Annotated in this window: 9 protein-coding genes and 2 pseudogenes; all 11 read left to right on the top strand. The window is 58.6% G+C overall.

Annotated elements, in window-relative coordinates; genetic code table 11:
- A complete protein-coding gene (gene traU / locus AC2FAP_RS21795; RefSeq protein ID WP_032637387.1) occupies positions 1 to 987 on the top strand; it encodes a conjugal transfer pilus assembly protein TraU in 987 nt (328 codons plus the stop codon).
- Positions 988 to 1,003: 16 nt separating this feature from the next.
- Positions 1,004 to 1,633, top strand: a complete 630-nt coding sequence (gene trbC / locus AC2FAP_RS21790; protein ID WP_172687009.1) for a type-F conjugative transfer system pilin assembly protein TrbC — start codon at positions 1,004 to 1,006, stop codon at positions 1,631 to 1,633.
- Positions 1,630 to 2,085: pseudogene (locus AC2FAP_RS21785) on the top strand (type-F conjugative transfer system mating-pair stabilization protein TraN); the annotation flags it as partial. The gene trbC and the pseudogene AC2FAP_RS21785, both read left to right, overlap by 4 nt.
- Positions 2,082 to 2,453: pseudogene (gene trbB, locus AC2FAP_RS21780) on the top strand (type-F conjugative transfer system pilin assembly thiol-disulfide isomerase TrbB); the annotation flags it as partial. The pseudogenes AC2FAP_RS21785 and trbB, both read left to right, overlap by 4 nt.
- Complete coding sequence (locus AC2FAP_RS21775; protein WP_172687012.1) at positions 2,446 to 2,874, top strand: conjugal transfer protein TrbF; 429 nt, start codon at positions 2,446 to 2,448, stop codon at positions 2,872 to 2,874. The pseudogene trbB and the gene AC2FAP_RS21775, both read left to right, overlap by 8 nt.
- On the top strand, positions 2,861 to 4,231 hold the full coding sequence (traH, locus tag AC2FAP_RS21770) for a conjugal transfer pilus assembly protein TraH (protein WP_032672666.1): 1,371 nt from the start codon (positions 2,861 to 2,863) through the stop codon (positions 4,229 to 4,231). Before AC2FAP_RS21775 ends, traH begins: the two co-directional genes overlap by 14 nt.
- The gene (traG, locus tag AC2FAP_RS21765; protein WP_172687013.1) at positions 4,231 to 7,095 is read left to right on the top strand and encodes a conjugal transfer mating-pair stabilization protein TraG; all 2,865 of its coding nucleotides are present in this window, start codon (positions 4,231 to 4,233) and stop codon (positions 7,093 to 7,095) included. The genes traH and traG overlap by 1 nt, the downstream gene beginning before the upstream one ends.
- A gap of 16 nt (positions 7,096 to 7,111) precedes the next feature.
- On the top strand, positions 7,112 to 7,543 hold the full coding sequence (locus AC2FAP_RS21760; RefSeq protein ID WP_059514050.1) for a hypothetical protein: 432 nt from the start codon (positions 7,112 to 7,114) through the stop codon (positions 7,541 to 7,543).
- A 74-nt stretch (positions 7,544 to 7,617) separates the two neighbouring features.
- Positions 7,618 to 8,349, top strand: a complete 732-nt coding sequence (gene traT, locus AC2FAP_RS21755) for a conjugal transfer complement resistance protein TraT (RefSeq protein ID WP_096198065.1) — start codon at positions 7,618 to 7,620, stop codon at positions 8,347 to 8,349.
- Positions 8,350 to 8,719: 370 nt separating this feature from the next.
- Positions 8,720 to 10,885: a type IV conjugative transfer system coupling protein TraD gene (traD, locus tag AC2FAP_RS21750; RefSeq protein WP_172687015.1), complete on the top strand. Its 2,166-nt coding sequence runs from the start codon at positions 8,720 to 8,722 to the stop codon at positions 10,883 to 10,885.
- Positions 10,885 to 16,125 (top strand): conjugative transfer relaxase/helicase TraI, encoded by a 5,241-nt coding sequence (gene traI / locus AC2FAP_RS21745; protein WP_172687016.1) that lies wholly within the window; start codon positions 10,885 to 10,887, stop codon positions 16,123 to 16,125. Before traD ends, traI begins: the two co-directional genes overlap by 1 nt.
- Position 16,126: the final 1 nt, after the last annotated feature.

Here is a 16,126-nt window from a genome sequence, read left to right as displayed (position 1 = left end):
ATACTGACCGTCTCTCTGTTCGGACTGCTTCTGTGGGGTAACAGCCACATGGCGGCGGCGGACGCCGCCTGCGAAGGGCGCTTCGTCAATCCGATCACCGATATCTGCTGGCGCTGCATGTTTCCCCTGTCGCTCGGCAGCACAAAAGTCACGGGCGGGGATTTACCGGACACGTCCAATCCCGGTAGCCCGATACAGTTTTGTCCCATGCCACCCCCGGTATTTCAGCGCGTCGGCCTGGCAATAGGGTACTGGGAGCCGATGGCCATGACCGATGTGGCGCGTTCTCCGGGCTGCATGGTGAACCTCGGCGGATTTACCGTTAATCTCGGGAAAATGGGGATGGGCACCGCCAAAAAAGATGACAAACAGGTCAATGGCGCGTTCTACCATGTGCACTGGTACAAATATCCGCTGACGTACTGGCTCAATATCATCACCTCTCTCGGGTGCCTGCAGGGCGGGGACCTGGATATCGGATACCTGTCTGAAATCGACCCAACATGGGGGGACAGCGCCCTGACCTCCATTCTGAATCCGGAGGCGGTCATTTTTGCCAACCCCATCGCGCAGGGCGCATGTGCGGCCGACGCGATAGCCAGTGCGGTAAATAAGCCTCTCGACCCGCTGTTCTGGTGCGCTGGCTCGCAGGGCTCGATGTATCCCTTTAACGGCTGGGTGAGCAATGAGTCCAGCCCCCTGCAGTCTTCCGTTCTGGTCAGTGAGCGCATGGCGTTCAAGCTTCACCGACAGGGCCAGATACTGGAGAGCGTGGGGGCGGACCGCGCGGTCTGCTTCGAATACCCGTCTCCCATTATCCCGAAAGAGCGCTGGCGCTATCAGATGGTGAACATGTTCCCGGATGCGGCGCAGTGCCATCCCTTCGGCCGCACCGTCATGCGCTGGGAAACGGGGCGTAACCCGCCGAACACGAAGAAAAACTACGGCTATCTGCTCTGGCGCAAGCGCAACTGCGTCTTCCTCTGAGAAAAAGGAAACTTCCATGAAAACTCTGTCCGGTCTGACGGCGGCGCTGCTGCTGTCAGCATACTGTTGCACTGCGCTGGCGTCAGGGGCTGATGAGGCGAACCGCGAGTTTATTCGTCAGCAGGAGTCTTTCAGCCAGCAGCTGAGGGGGCAGGACAACGCGCCGCTGCGCCAGATGCTGGAGCAGCAGGTGCGCCAGAACCCTCTTTCAGCAGACGACGCCCGTTTTATCGGGGAGCTGAAACAGCGCCAGCGCGAGGACCAGCAGGATAAACCGACGCACGGCGCGCTCTATTTCGTCTCTTTTGCCATCCCGCAGGCGGTGCTTAAGCGCATGCTGACCGAGGCGCGCCGCTACGACATTCCCGCCACCCTGCGGGGCATGGTCAACAACGACATGAAAACGACGGCAACCGCCGTGATGGCACTTGTTCAGGACGGTTCAGCCAGCGGCGTCGCCATCGATCCCACCCGCTTTCGCGAATACGGGATCGCCAGTGTGCCTTCACTGGTGGTGTACTGCGAACGTGGCCATGACGTTATCCGTGGCAATCTTCATCTGAAGCAGGCGCTGGAAAAGGTGGTGGAGAAGGGCGAGTGCAGGGATGAAGCGCAACAGTTGCTTAATAAAGGAGAGGCCAGATGAAAAGAGCAATACTGATACCGGTGCTGGCCATTGCCACCACGATGGCGGGCGTAAATGCATTTGCCGATGCTGACGCGCAGTACAGGGCGGGGGCTGATTTTGCCCGTCAGGTACAGGGGCAGGGGGAGAGCAGCCTGAAAAACTTTAACCCCTCAGCGTCTATCCCCAACTATACCGCCTCACCCGGTGAGAAAAAGTACTATGGCGGCGTGACGGCGACCGGTGATGGTGCGCTGAAAGCGGACGGTACCACGGGCTGGACTACTAATGAGGCCACAAAAGCCGTCACCGACTCGTTTGTTAACAACCCGAAGGAGCCCATTTCACCCGATGCGCCGTTTATTAAGGCCAGCCAGGATGTCCAGTCCCGCGCCGATACCATCATCGGCAAAACGGGGCAGACGCAGTGCGAAGCGCAGAACATCAGCCGCAGCGAGTTCACCAACTATACCGCCTCAGCAACGGGCGCCAGGTCAATCTGGCCGACTGGAAGGTCGTGCTGTTTATGCAGGGCCACTGCCCGTACTGCCACCAGTTTGATCCGGTCCTGAAGTCGCTGTCGGCACGGGTGGGGTTTGGGGTGATGGCCTACACCATCGACGGTCAGGGGGATGCGTCCTTTCCCGAAGCGCTGCCCGCGCCGCCGGAGGTGATGAAAACCTTTTTCCCCAACCTGCCCGTGGCCACGCCAACCACCTTTCTCGTCAACGTAAACACCCTTGAAGCCCTGCCCCTGCTGCAGGGCGCGACCGACGAACAGGGCTTTATGGCCCGCATGGATACGGTCCTTCAGATGCGCGGAGTGGGTAACAATGGCTGATCAGAACAATGCAGAGGAACACGACATGATGACTTCCGGAATGCTTCAGAGAGCTACGACGCCAGAGTTAATCGCGCTCAGGGCACGGAAAGAGGACGCACGGCTCGGCGTTTATGCTGAGTGGGCGGGCATTTTGCTCATTGCCAGCGTGCTGTCGCGCGTCTTTATGACATACGTTTTCAATGCCTGCGTCGGCGACTGGCTCAGGGACGGTCACCTGCAGGTGAAAGATTTGTGGAACGTGTTGATGTACGCCATTCCACTGATATTTATCGCGCTGAGCGGCGGGCTTGCCGTTGCAGGTGGCGTTTATGCAATCCTGAACTCGCTTTATACGAAAGGGCAAATGTTCATACTAAAACGAAAAATGGGAAAACTCGCCCTGCAGGCGAGTCGGGAGGGTGCCGATGTTCGTCCGTAAACCTCTCTCCATACTGTGTGGCCTCCTTCTTGCGTGTTCAGCGAGCGTGAGTGCCGACGTGAACAGTGACATGAACACCTTCTTTAATAAGCTGGGCTTTGCGTCCAACACCAGCCAGCCACAGGTCTGGCAGGGCCAGGCCGCGGGCTACGCCACGGGCGGCTCACTCTACGCGCGCACGCAGGTGAAAACCGTCCAGCTTATCTCCATGACGCTGCCCGACATCAACGCCGGCTGCGGCGGCATCGATGCCTATCTGGGCTCCTTCAGCTTTATTAACAGCGATCAGTTGCAGCGTTTCGCCAAGCAGATTATGTCCAATGCGGCCGGATACTTCTTCGATCTGGCGCTGCAGACCACGGTACCGGAAATCAAGACTGCTAAAGACTTCCTGCAGAAGATGGCCAGCGACATTAACAGCATGAACCTCAGCTCCTGCCAGGCGGCGCAGGGGATTGTCGGCGGTCTGTTTCCGCGCACCCAGGTCTCCCAGCAGAAGGTCTGCCAGGACATTGCCGGCGAGAGCAACATGTTTGCAGACTGGGCGGCATCCCGGCAGGGCTGCACCGTGGGCGGCAGCCTCGACAAGGTGCGCGACAAGGCCGGTACCGCTGATAAAGAGCGCATCACTAAAAACATCAATATCATCTGGAATGCGCTCGGCAAGAACGGCATGTTCAGCGGGAATAAAGAACTCAGGGAGTTCATCATGACGCTCACCGGCACCCTGATTTTTGACGAGAAGGGTAACATCACGCCGCTGCCTGCCCGCACCACGGATCGTGACATTATTAAGGCCGTGATGGAGGGCGGCACGGCGAAAATTTACCACTGCAACGACAGCGAGAAGTGCCTGAAGGTGGTGGCCGACGCGACCGTCACCATAACCGAAAAGAACGCGCTGAAGAATCAGATCAAGGACATTCTCTCCAGCATCCAGAACAAGGCTGCAACCGACACAAAGCTGACCGAGAAGGAGAAGGGCTTTATCTCCGGCACCACCATCCCGGTGTTCAAGTACCTGGTGGATCCGATGATGCTGGGCGTCTCGGACAGCCTCGTCTACCAGCTGACGGACTATATCGGCTACGACATTCTGCTCCAGTACATCCAGGAGATGGTGCAGCAGGCGCGCGCCTTGATGGCAACGGGCAACTATGACCAGGCCGTTATCGACAGCATCAATAACAACCTCAACGAGGCCACGCGACAGATAGCCTCATTCCAGGCGCAGGTGCAGGTACAGCAGGATGCGCTGCTGGTTGTTGACCGCCAGATGAGCTACATGCGCCAGCAGGTTTCGGCGCGGATGTTGCAGCGCTATCAGAACAACTATCACTTCGGGGGAGCGCGCTGATGCAGGCGATTTACGTTATCGCGGGCGGCGACTGGCTGAGCCAGACGCTGAACGCCATTGTGGCCTTTATGAACACGGACAACTGGGTCATTATCCGCCGGATCGTGACCGCGCTGTCTGTGCTCGTCGTGGCCATCACCTGGATACGCCGTCACAACGTGATGGATATGCTGGGCTGGATAGGTACCATCGTCCTGATGTCCCTTCTGGTGAGCGTGCGCACGCCGGTACAGATTATTGACAACAGCGATCTGACGAAGGTTTATCAGGTTGACAACGTGCCCGTCGGGCTGGCGTTGCCGGCGTCGCTGACGACCACCATCGGGCACGCGCTGGTGCAGGGCTATGAGATGGTCTTTTCTCAGCCGGACAGCGTGACCTACAGCAAGACCGGGATGCTGTTCGGCGCGAATCTGGTCGCGCGCAGCACCGACTTTTTGTCAAAAAATCCTGAAATCACCACGCTTTTTGCGGACTATGTGCAGAACTGCGTGATGGGCGACATCTTCCTCAACGGGAAGTACACCCTGGACGAACTGATGAACAGCACCGATCCCTACACCATTATCTTTTCTAAACCCAGTCCGCTGCGTCAGGTACAGAACTATAAGAAGTTTACGACCAGCGGTGATAACGGACAAACGGAGATAAAGGCGTTTTTATCCTGCGAAGAAGCCGCAGTGATCCTCAAACAGAAGCTGGGCCTTGATACCCAGACCGGAGGAAAAAGCTGGAGCTACTACGCACGCTGGCTGTTTGGCGGACGTCCGAATCCCGACCTGCTCCTGAGCCAGATGCTCGGCGAAAGCTATAACTATTTTTATAACTCCGGGCAGAGCGCCTCGCAAATTATCCGCCAGAACGTGACGATGAATGCCCTGCGCGACGGTATCATGGGCTATGCGGCCCGCAACGGCGATACCTCAAGCCTGCTCAACATCGCCACCACGTCCTCAATGGAGAAGCAGCGGCTCGCGCACGCAACGGTCGGGCAGGTGGCCCTGCGCTCGTTGCCCATGTCCCAGACGCTGATAGTCGGTCTGATTATCGGGATATTCCCCCTGATGGTACTGGGCGGGATGTTTAACGCCGTTACCCTTAATGTGCTGAAGGGGTACGTGCTGGCTATCATGTGGGTGCAGAGCTGGCCGCTGCTTTACGCCATCCTCAACAGCTGCATGACCTTCTATGCGAAAGCCAACGGCTCGCCGGTGGTGCTCTCTGAGCTGTCGCAGGTGCAACTTAAATACTCGGATCTGGCCACCACGGCGGGCTATCTGTCGATGCTTATCCCGCCACTGGCATGGGGGATGCTGAAAGGTCTGGGCTCCAGCTTCTCGAATCTGTACAGCCACCTGGCGTCCTCGGCCATCAGTCCGGCGGCAACGGCGGCGGCAGGGTCAATCGACGGGAACTATTCCTACGCCAACATGCAGACCGAGAATGTGAGCGGCAACAGCTGGAATACCAACAGTTCGACCATGTTTGGCCAGATGAGTCAGCAGCTGGGCAACGGAGCAACGTCCACACAGATGCGTGACGGCAGTACCGTGACTGACTCCACCCAAGCCGCGAGTAAGCTGCCCGTGAGTATTAATTTTGCCCGTCAACTGGCCTCAGCGCAGCAGGAGATGGCGCGCGAGGCCCAGACGCAGTCCCAGAGCGCGATGCAGAGCTTTAGTAGCAGCATGTCAAGCACGTGGCAGACTCTCAGCCAGTTTGGCACCAACCGGGGGAGCAGCGATTCGATGACGCAGGGCGCCGACAGCACGATGAGCGCGCAGGACTCCATGATGGCCAGTAAGATGCGCAGTGCGGTCGAGAGTTATGCGAAAGCGCATAACATCAGTAATGATCAGGCGACTCAGGAATTGGCGACCAGAAGCACACGTGATTCACTTGGGATTTACGGCGATGTAAATGCTAAAGGAAGCACGGGGCTCAAGATTTTAGGGAATGGCGTTGAATTAAGCGGCCAGGCTGGTGTTAAGGCCGGTATTGATTTTACTGATGATGACATGCATCAAGCAAGCAGTAGTTCACGTTCAAGTCAAGATGCGCGTCATGATGTAGATGCGAAAGCTTCTCAGGACTTTAAAGAGGCCAGTGATTACTTTACCAGCCGCAAGGTCAGTGAGTCCGGAAGCCATACTGATAACAACGCCGCCTCACGCGCCGACCAGCTGTCTGCGTCACTTAGCTCTGCAAAACAAAGTCTCGAGCAGTACTCGACCAGCCAGGCGCGCAGCAAGGAATATGCTGAAATGGCGTCCCGTACCGAAAGCATGAGTGGTCAGATTAATGAGGACCTGAACCAGCAGTTTGCCCAATACGTTCGTAAGCAGGCACCACATGATGCCGACACGCTGCTGACAGATACTGCTTCGCCTGAAGTGGCTAGTAAGCGCAGAGAGCTTGCCTGGTCGTTCGTTCAGGAGCAGGTTCAACCAGCTGTTGATACGGCGTATTCCTCAGGACGATCGGAAATTGGGACCTCGATGCAGGGGATTTCATCGGGCGGAAACAAAGAGGCTGTTATGGCTGACCACCAGTCTCACCGGGATGCAATAGAGGAACGCACAATGTCCAGTGGAATAACAGACAACGTTAAAGATAAGGTAGACAACATGGTCTCTGTTAACAATCAAAGTATCGGCGGAACGCACGTTCAAATCACTGGAAAATCAGAAAACATTGAAAATGAGTACAACACCTTAAAAAACCATCATAAAAAAGAGGACATGACGCAGGATAATAAATATACTGCTGAAGTAAGTGCGCAGAAAAGTTTACCCGGCGCTGACAGCCCTGAAGAATTGATGAAAAAGGCTGAGGAGTATCAAAAAAATTATCGCAAAGATTAGCGATTAAGGGGGATAAATGAGAAATGTCTTTCAGATATGTCTGGTGACCGTTGTTCTGCTTATTGCATGTGTCATCGCTGGCTGGGAACTTCCAGAAACAGTTTTCATGGCTTCGTTTGTTTTTATCTGGCAGCTTCTGTTCATTTTATTGATGATGAAAATCAGATCGAGACGACATGTTTCTAAACATAACAGTTTTGCTAATTTTTTCTGGTTGTTAATATTTCCAGTTTTCGCGATTTTCTCACCTATTTTTGTAGTGACGGCATTCATTGCTGGGACAATATGGGATTTAATCAAGGCCCAAGGGGAAACTAGAATGAATCGTTGGGTTGAGAGAAGGAAGGGTAAGGATGCTTCTTCAATCAGCCAAGAATCAGTACCGCCATCTTTCGAAAGAATTAATTACAATAGCGAAAATAATTATCCTATGGGATGGAAATTTTAGGAGGGTAATTTACAGGTCAGATCGTTCTTAGGAATATTAAAAAGCATAACTAAGTAGATAACAAGGAAATCAGGATGAAGTTAAATAAGTATACTTCTGTAATTTTATTAGGTGCGATTCTCTCCCTCTCAGGGTGTGGTGCGATGAGCACAGCAATTAAGAAACGTAACCTTGAGGTCAAAACGCAGATGAGCGAAACGGTCTGGCTTGAACCATCAAGCGAGCGTACCGTTTTCCTGCAGATCAAAAACACGTCTGATAAAGACATGAGCGGGCTCCAGTCTAAAATTACCGAAGCTGTTAAAGCCAAAGGCTACCAGGTCGTGACCTCGCCGGATAAAGCCTACTACTGGATTCAGGCGAACGTACTTAAGGCCGATAAAATGGACCTTCGTGAGTCACAAAGCTGGCTCAGCCGTGGCTACGAAGGTGCAGCGGCAGGGGCCGCGCTGGGTGCCGGTATTACCGCCTATAATTCCAGCTCTGCTGGAGCCACTCTGGGCGTAGGACTTGCTGCCGGCCTTGTTGGCATGGCCGCTGATGCGATGGTCGAAGACATCAACTACACCATGATCACGGATGTGCAGATTGCCGAGCGTACCAAAGCGACCGTGACCACGGACAACATCGCCGCCCTTCGCCAGGGAACCTCCGGTGCCAAAATTCAGACCAGCACCGAGCAGGGGAACCAGCATAAATATCAGACCCGTGTGGTATCAAATGCGAACAAAGTTAATCTGAAATTCCCCGAAGCCCAGCCTGTGCTTGAAGATCAGCTGGCTAAATCTATCGCGAACATTCTTTAATTAATACCAGGGGCGGTTTCTTCCGCCCTTTCCTCTGGATCACTCAGTCCGAATAGCATCTGTTCTCCTCATTCTCTGTTGATATAAGAAAAATGCAGAGCGGTGGCGCAAATCCTTTGTGCTGCCGGGAAGGGTTGCCGGCAGGGCAGGTGAATAAAGGAATTAATATGTCGGTATTTGCATTAGTAGTGAGTATCGAAAGTGATTATCCGAATGCTTTATTTGCTGTTCCATTTTCAGTTCTGTTAATACTGCTGTGGATATTCTTTTTCCGTAAGTGACCTCTTATTTGCCAGGCCAGTAAGTAGCCGTTCCTGAATGTAGCCTTATCATAACCGTCTAAACCCCATTTATACCGGACCCATACATCATGAGTTTTAATGCAAAGGATATGACCCAGGGCGGTCAGATCGCGAGCATGCGCATCCGTATGTTCAGTCAGATCGCCAATATCATCGTGTACTGCCTCGTCATTCTCTTCGGCATCATTGTCGCGATTACGCTGTCGGTTAAACTGACCTGGCAGACGTTCGTGAACGGCATGGTTTATTACTGGTGTCAGACGCTGGCCCCCATGCGCGATATTTTTAAATCCCAGCCTGTCTATACCATCCGTTATTACGGCCATGAGCTGAAGTACAACGCGCAGCAAATACTGCAGGACAGATATATCCAGTGGTGCGCCGACCAGGTCTGGACGGCCTTTATTCTTGCCGCCATCATCGCGGCCGTGGTGTGCGTTATTACCTTCTTTGTCACCACCTGGATTCTGGGCCATCAGGGTAAGCAGCAGAGTGAGGACGAGATAACGGGAGGGCGCCAGCTGACTGATGACCCGAAAGCGGTGGCGAAAATGCTCAGGCGCGACGGTCTCGCATCCGACATCAAAATCGGTGAGCTGCCGCTTATTAAGGACTCGGAGATCCAGAACTTCTGTCTGCACGGCACAGTCGGGGCCGGTAAATCAGAAGTTATCCGCCGTCTGATGAACTACGCCCGCCAGCGTGGCGATATGGTCATCGTGTATGACCGCTCCTGTGAGTTCGTCAAAAGCTACTATGATCCGGCCACGGATAAAATCCTTAACCCGCTGGATGCGCGCTGCGCTGCATGGGACCTGTGGCGGGAGTGCCTGACGCAGCCTGACTTCGACAACGTTTCCAACACGCTTATTCCTATGGGCACGAAGGAAGACCCCTTCTGGCAGGGGTCGGGACGTACCATCTTTGCCGAAGCCGCTTATCTGATGCGCAACGACAAGGACCGCAGCTACAGCAAGCTGGTCGACACGCTGCTTTCCATCAAGATTGAGAAGCTGCGCTCGTACCTGAAAAACTCCCCAGCGGCGAACCTGGTGGAAGAGAAAATCGAGAAAACGGCCATCTCCATCCGCGCCGTGCTGACCAACTACGTCAAGGCCATACGCTACCTGCAGGGCATCGAAAATAACGGCGAGTCATTCACCATACGCGACTGGATGCGCGGCGTGCGTGAGGATGGTAAAAACGGCTGGCTGTTTATCTCCTCCAATGCTGACACCCACGCTTCCCTCAAGCCGGTTATCTCCATGTGGTTGTCCATCGCCATTCGCGGGCTGCTGGCTATGGGTGAAAACCGTAACCGCCGCGTGTGGATCTTCGCCGACGAGCTGCCGACCCTGCACAAGCTGCCGGACCTGGTTGAGATCCTGCCGGAGGCGCGTAAGTTTGGCGGCTGCTACGTCATTGGCATTCAGTCCTACGCCCAGCTGGAAGATATTTACGGGCAGAAGCCGGCGGAAACGCTGTTCGACGTGCTGAACACCCGTGCCTTCTTCCGCTCGCCGTCGCGCAATATCGCCGATTTCGCCGCCGGCGAAATCGGTGAAAAAGAAATCCTCAAGGCATCCGAGCAGTATTCCTACGGCGTGGACCCGGTACGCGACGGTACCTCGGTCGGCAAGGACATGGAGCGCGTCACCCTGGTGAGTTACTCCGACGTCCAGACGTTGCCGGATCTCTCCTGCTACGTCACGCTTCCCGGACCTTATCCTGCCGTGAAAATGGCGCTGAAGTATCAGCAGCGTCCAAAGGTGGCACCGGAATTCATTCCGCGCACCATCGACGGGAAAGCGGAGGAACGCCTGAATGCCGCGCTGGCTGCACGTGAACATGAATCCCGCAGCATCGCCATGCTCTTTGAACCGGATGCCGATGTTGTCGCGCCAGAGGGCGGTGCGGAGAATGCTGGTCAGCCACAGCAGCCACAGCAGCCACAGCAGCCGGCAACCGCCCCCCGAGCTGCAGATACCGCATCCGTAACGGGTGCCGCCGGCACCGGCGGCGTGGAGCCTGAGCTGAAGACAAAGGCGGAAGAGGCTGAACAGCTGCCGCCCGGCATCAGTGAAAGCGGTGAGGTGGTGGATATGGCGGCATGGGAGGCGTGGCAGGCGGAGCAGGACGAACTGTCTCCTCAGGAGAGGCAGCGTCGTGAAGAAGTGAACATCAACGTTCACCGGGCGCCTGAAAAGGATCTTGAGCCGGGAGGATACATCTGATGATGAGCATCGGATCGGTAAAATCCGCCGGCAGCGCGGGCAATTATTACACCGACAAGGACAACTACTACGTTATCGGCAGTATGGGCGAGCGCTGGGCCGGAAAAGGGGCTGAAGCGCTGGGGCTCAGCGGCGGGGTGTACCAGAAGGTCTTTACGAAGGTTCTTGAGGGACGCCTGCCGGACGGCAGCGACCTCAGCCGGACTCAGGACGGGGCGAACAAACACCGTCCGGGCTACGACTTCACCTTCTCTGCGCCCAAAAGTGTCTCCGTGATGGCCATGCTCGGTGGCGATAAACGTCTGATTGAGGCCCACAACCGCGCGGTGGAGACCGCCATTAAGCAGATAGAGGCGATGGCCTCCACGCGGGTTATGACGGAGGGCAGGAGCGAGACGCAGCTGACCGGCAACCTGGTGATGGCGTTGTTTAACCACGATACCAGCCGCGACCAGGAGCCGCAGCTGCATACCCACGCCGTGGTGGCCAACGTCACTCAGCATGGCGATGAGTGGCGCACGCTCAGCAGCGACAAGGTGGGTAAAACCGGGTTTATTGAGAATATCTACGCCAACCAGATTGCCTTTGGCCGCCTGTATCGTGCCGCGCTGAAGGATGACGTCGCGGCGATGGGCTATGAGACTGAGACGGTCGGCAAACACGGCATGTGGGAGCTGAAGGGCGTACCGACGGAGCCGTATTCCAGCCGCAGCAGGACCATCAGCGAGGCGGTCGGGGATGACGCGTCCCTGAAGTCCCGCGACGTGGCGGCGCTCGATACCCGCCAGTCGAAGCAGAAGGTTGACCCCGAACAGCGCATGGCCGAGTGGATGCAGACCCTGAAAGAGAAGGGGTTTGACATTAAAGCCTACCGCGAGGCGGCAGACCTGCGGGTTGTGCAGGGGAATATTCCCGCAACGGCGCCTGAAGCCATTGATATTAACAGCAGCGTCGGGCAGGCCATCGCGATGCTGAGCGACCGGCGGGCGCGGTTCACGTATTCCGAACTGCTGGCCACCACCCTCGGGCAGCTGCCCGCGCGGTCGGGCATGGTGGAGATGGCGCGTGACGGCATCGATGCGGCGATAAAAAATGAGCAGCTCATCCCGCTGGATAAAGAGAAGGGGCTGTTTACCTCGAACATCCACGTGCTGGATGAGCTGTCGGTGTCGGCGATGACCCGCGATTTACAGCGGACGGGGCAGGCTGACATTTTTCCGGATAAAAGCGTGCCCCGCAGCCGGTCATACAGTGATGCCGTGAGCGTTCTGGCCCAGGACCGTCCGCCCGTGGCGATCATTTCGGGTCAGGGCGGGGCGGCCGGTCAGCGTGAGCGCGTGGCGGAACTGACGATGATGGCGCGCGAACAGGGGCGTGACGTGCAGATTATCGCCGCCGACAGGCGCTCGCGCAGCGCCCTTATGCAGGATGAGCGCCTCAGCGGCGAGCATATCACTGACAGGCGGGAGCTGACGGAGGGCATGACCTTTACGCCCGGCAGCATGCTGATTGTGGACCAGGGGGAGAAGCTGACCCTGAAAGAAACGCTCACGCTGCTCGACGGTGCGCTGCGCCATAACGTCCAGCTGCTGATAGCCGACAGCGGCCAGCGCACCGGGACCGGCAGCGCCCTCACCGTCATGAAGGAAGCGGGAGTGAGCACGCTCGCGTGGCAGGGCGGTGAGAAGACGCAGGTCTCGGTTATCAGCGAGCCTGACCGGCGGCAGCGGTATGACCGCCTGGCCGCTGACTTTGCCCGAAGCGTCCGCGCAGGTGAACACAGCGTGGCGCAGGTCACCGGTCCGCGCGAGCAGGCGGTGCTCGCAGGCGTAGTCCGCGAGGCGCTTAAGGCGGAAAAGGTGCTGGGCGAGCGGGAGGTCAGTATCACTACGCTGGAGCCGGTCTGGCTCGACAGCCGCCATCAGCAGGTGCGCGACCACTACCGGGAGGGGATGGTCATGGAGCGCTGGAATGCCGAAGCACGCAGCCGGGAACGCTTTGTCATTGACCGCGTGACGGGCCGCAACAACAGCCTGACGCTGCGCAACGCCCAGGGTGAGACGCGGGTGACCCGCCTGTCTGAACTCAACAGCAGCTGGTCGCTGTACCGCACCGGAATGCTGCACGTGGCCGAAGGCGACCGCCTGGCGGTGCTGGGTCAGGCGCAGGGGACGCGGCTGAAGGGAGGCGATACGGTGACCGTTAAGGCCCTCGGGGAGGCGGGGCTCGTCGTCAGCCTGCCCGGGCGTAAGGCTGACGTGGTCCTGCCCGCCGGCGACAGCCCGTTTACCGCCGCGAAGGTAGGGCAGGGCTGGGTGGAGTCGCCGGGCCGCTCGGTGAGCGACAGCGCCACTGTCTTTGCCTCGCTGTCGCAGCGCGAGCTGGATAACACCACGCTGAACAAACTGGCGCTCAGCGGCAGGGCGGTGCAGCTCTATTCCGCGCAGACGGCGCAGAAAACGACGGAGAAGCTGTCGCGTCAGTCTGCCTGGAGCGTCGTGTCTGAACAGATTAAGGATGCGGCGGGGCATGACAGGCTCGATGATGCCCTGGCGCACCAGAAGGCCGGGCTGCACACGCCGGAGCAGCAGGCCATCCACCTGGCCATTCCGGTGCTGGAGGGGAACGGCCTGGCGTTCACGAAGCCGCAGCTGATGGCCGCCGCGAAAGAATTTGAGCAGGACAGCCTCAGCCTGCAGGTCATCGAAAAGGAGGCGGACCGGCAGATACGCAGCGGCGCCCTGCTGTCGGTGCCGGTATCGCCTGGAAACGGCCTGCAGCTGCTGGTCTCACGCCAGTCGTACAATGCGGAGAAAAGTATCCTCCGCCACGTTCTGGAGGGAAAGGAGGCCGTCACCCCGCTTATGGATAAGGTTCCGGACGCGCAGCTGGCGGGGCTGACCGACGGGCAGCGGAACGCCACGCGCATGATACTTGAATCCCCCGACCGCTTTACCCTGGTGCAGGGTTACGCCGGGGTGGGTAAGACCACCCAGTTTAAGGCGGTCATGTCGGCCATCGGCACGCTGCCGGAACGGGAGCAGCCGCGGGTTATCGGCGTGGCCCCCACCCACCGGGCGGTGAGCGAGATGCGCGACGCGGGCGTACCCGAAACGCAGACGCTGGCGGCCTTTATTCACGACACGCAGCAGCAGCTGCGCGGCGGCGAACGACCGGACTTCAGCAACGTGCTGTTTCTCGTGGATGAAAGCTCAATGGTCGGTAACGCCGACATGGCGAAGGCGTACAGCCTGATTGCCGGGGGCGGCGGTCGCGCGGTCTCCAGCGGCGATACCGACCAGCTGCAGTCCATCGCCCCGGGCCAGCCCTTCCGCCTGCTGCAGAAGCGCAGCGCCATTGACGTGGCGGTGATGCAGGAGATTGTCCGCCAGACGCCGGAGCTTAAACCTGCCGTCTACAGCCTGATTAGCCGCGATATCGGCAGCGCCCTGACGACCATTGAGCGCGTGGCGCCGGCACAGGTGCCGCGCAGGGCGGATTCCTGGCAGCCGGACAGCTCGGTCATGGAGTTCAGCCGCGAACGGGAGGAGGCCATCGCGAAAGCCATGGCGGCCGGTGACCTGCTGCCCGGCGGGGAGCCCGCGACGCTGCTCGAGGCCATCGTGAAGGACTACACGGGGCGCACGTCAGAGGCGCAGGCGCAGACCATCGTTATCACCGCCCTGAACGCCGACCGCCGCCAGGTGAACGCCATGATTCATGACGCCCGTCAGGGTGCCGGCGAGGTGGGCGAAAAAGAGGTCACGCTGCCGGTTCTCACGCCTGCCAATATCCGCGACGGGGAGCTGCGGCGCATGGCAACGTGGGAGGCATCCCGCGACAGCCTGGTTCTGCTGGACAGCACCTATTACAGCATTGAGGCGCTGGACGGGGAGGCGCACCTGGTGATGCTGAAGGATGCGCAGGGCAACACCCGCAGCCTGTCGCCCGCGCAGGCGGCGACAGAGGGCGTCACGCTCTACCGTCAGGACACCATTACCGTGTCGGAAGGCGACCGGATGCGCTTTTCGAAAAGCGACAACGAGCGGGGCTTCGTGGCCAACAGCGTCTGGTCGGTCAGTGAGATAAAAGGTGACAGCGTCACGCTGTCGGACGGGAAACAGACCCGTACGCTCACGCCGTCAGCCGAGCAGGCAGAGCAGCACATCGACCTGGCCTATGCCGTCACCGTTGAAGGCTCACAGGGAGCGAGCGAACCCTTCTCCATCTCCCTGCAGGGCACGGACGGCGGACGTAAGCGGATGGTGAGCTTCGAGTCGGCCTACGTGGCGCTGAGCCGCATGAAGCAGCACGCGCAGGTCTATACCGACAACCGGGACAAGTGGGTGGCCGCGATGGAAAAATCGCAGGCGAAAAGTACGGCGCATGACATTCTGGAGCCGCGCGGCGACCGCGCCGTCGCGAATGCCGTCCGCCTGACGGCGACGGCAAAAGCGCAGGGTGAGGTGCCTGCCGGTCGCGCCGCGCTGCGCCAGGCCGGGCTGCAGCCTGAGGGCTCAATGGCGAAATTTATCTCGCCGGGGCGTAAATATCCGCAGCCGCACGTGGCGCTCCCGGCCTTCGACCGCAACGGCAGGCAGGCGGGCGTCTGGCTGAGCGCCCTGACGTCCGGAGACGGGCAGCTTAAGGGGCTCGCTGGTGAAGGCCGGGTGATGGGCAGCGGGGACGCGGCGTTTGCGGGTCTGCAGGCCAGCCGTAACGGCGAGTCGCTGCTGGCGCGGGATATGGAAGAGGGCGTGCGGCTCGCGAGGGAGAATCCGCAGAGCGGCGTGGTGGTGCGGCTCGAAGGCGAGGTGCGACCGTGGAACCCCGGCGCCATTACCGGCGGTCGGGTCTGGGCCGACGGCCTGCCCGATGGCACCGGTACGCAGCCCGCAGAAACGGTGCCGCCGGAGGTGCTGGCACAGCAGGCCCGGGAGGCTGAGGTGCAGCGGGAGCTGGATAAGCGTGCCGAAGAGGCGGTCCGCGAGATGGCCCGCAGCGGCGACAGGCCGGCCGGAGGGGCTGACGTCGCCGTCCGGGATGTGGTGCGGGATATGGATCGGATAAAAGAAACGCCAGCATCTCCCCTCACGCTGCCGGATGCGCCGGAAGAACGCCGCCGGGATGAGGCGGTGTCTCAGGTGGTGCGCGAGAGCGTGCAGCGGGACCGCCTGCAGCAGATGGAGCGCGAAACGGTGCGAGACCTTGAGCGTGAAAAGACCCTGGGAGGCGACTGAT

It is taken from the genome of Enterobacter cloacae complex sp. 394I7, assembly GCF_057320345.1.
Note: the sequence above shows the minus strand (reverse complement) of the source record. Positions and strands in the feature narration are given on the sequence as shown.

What these genes read in the sequence shown, in the direction of transcription:
- trbC (WP_172687009.1), top strand. Translation starts at nt 1,004, where the DNA reads ATGAAAACTCTGTCCGGTCTGACGGCGGCGCTGCTGCTGTCAGCATAC.
- AC2FAP_RS21775 (WP_172687012.1), top strand. Translation starts at nt 2,446, where the DNA reads ATGGCTGATCAGAACAATGCAGAGGAACACGACATGATGACTTCCGGA.
- traH (WP_032672666.1), top strand. Translation starts at nt 2,861, where the DNA reads ATGTTCGTCCGTAAACCTCTCTCCATACTGTGTGGCCTCCTTCTTGCG.
- traG (WP_172687013.1), top strand. Translation starts at nt 4,231, where the DNA reads ATGCAGGCGATTTACGTTATCGCGGGCGGCGACTGGCTGAGCCAGACG.
- AC2FAP_RS21760 (WP_059514050.1), top strand. Translation starts at nt 7,112, where the DNA reads ATGAGAAATGTCTTTCAGATATGTCTGGTGACCGTTGTTCTGCTTATT.
- traT (WP_096198065.1), top strand. Translation starts at nt 7,618, where the DNA reads ATGAAGTTAAATAAGTATACTTCTGTAATTTTATTAGGTGCGATTCTC.
- traD (WP_172687015.1), top strand. Translation starts at nt 8,720, where the DNA reads ATGAGTTTTAATGCAAAGGATATGACCCAGGGCGGTCAGATCGCGAGC.
- traI (WP_172687016.1), top strand. Translation starts at nt 10,885, where the DNA reads ATGATGAGCATCGGATCGGTAAAATCCGCCGGCAGCGCGGGCAATTAT.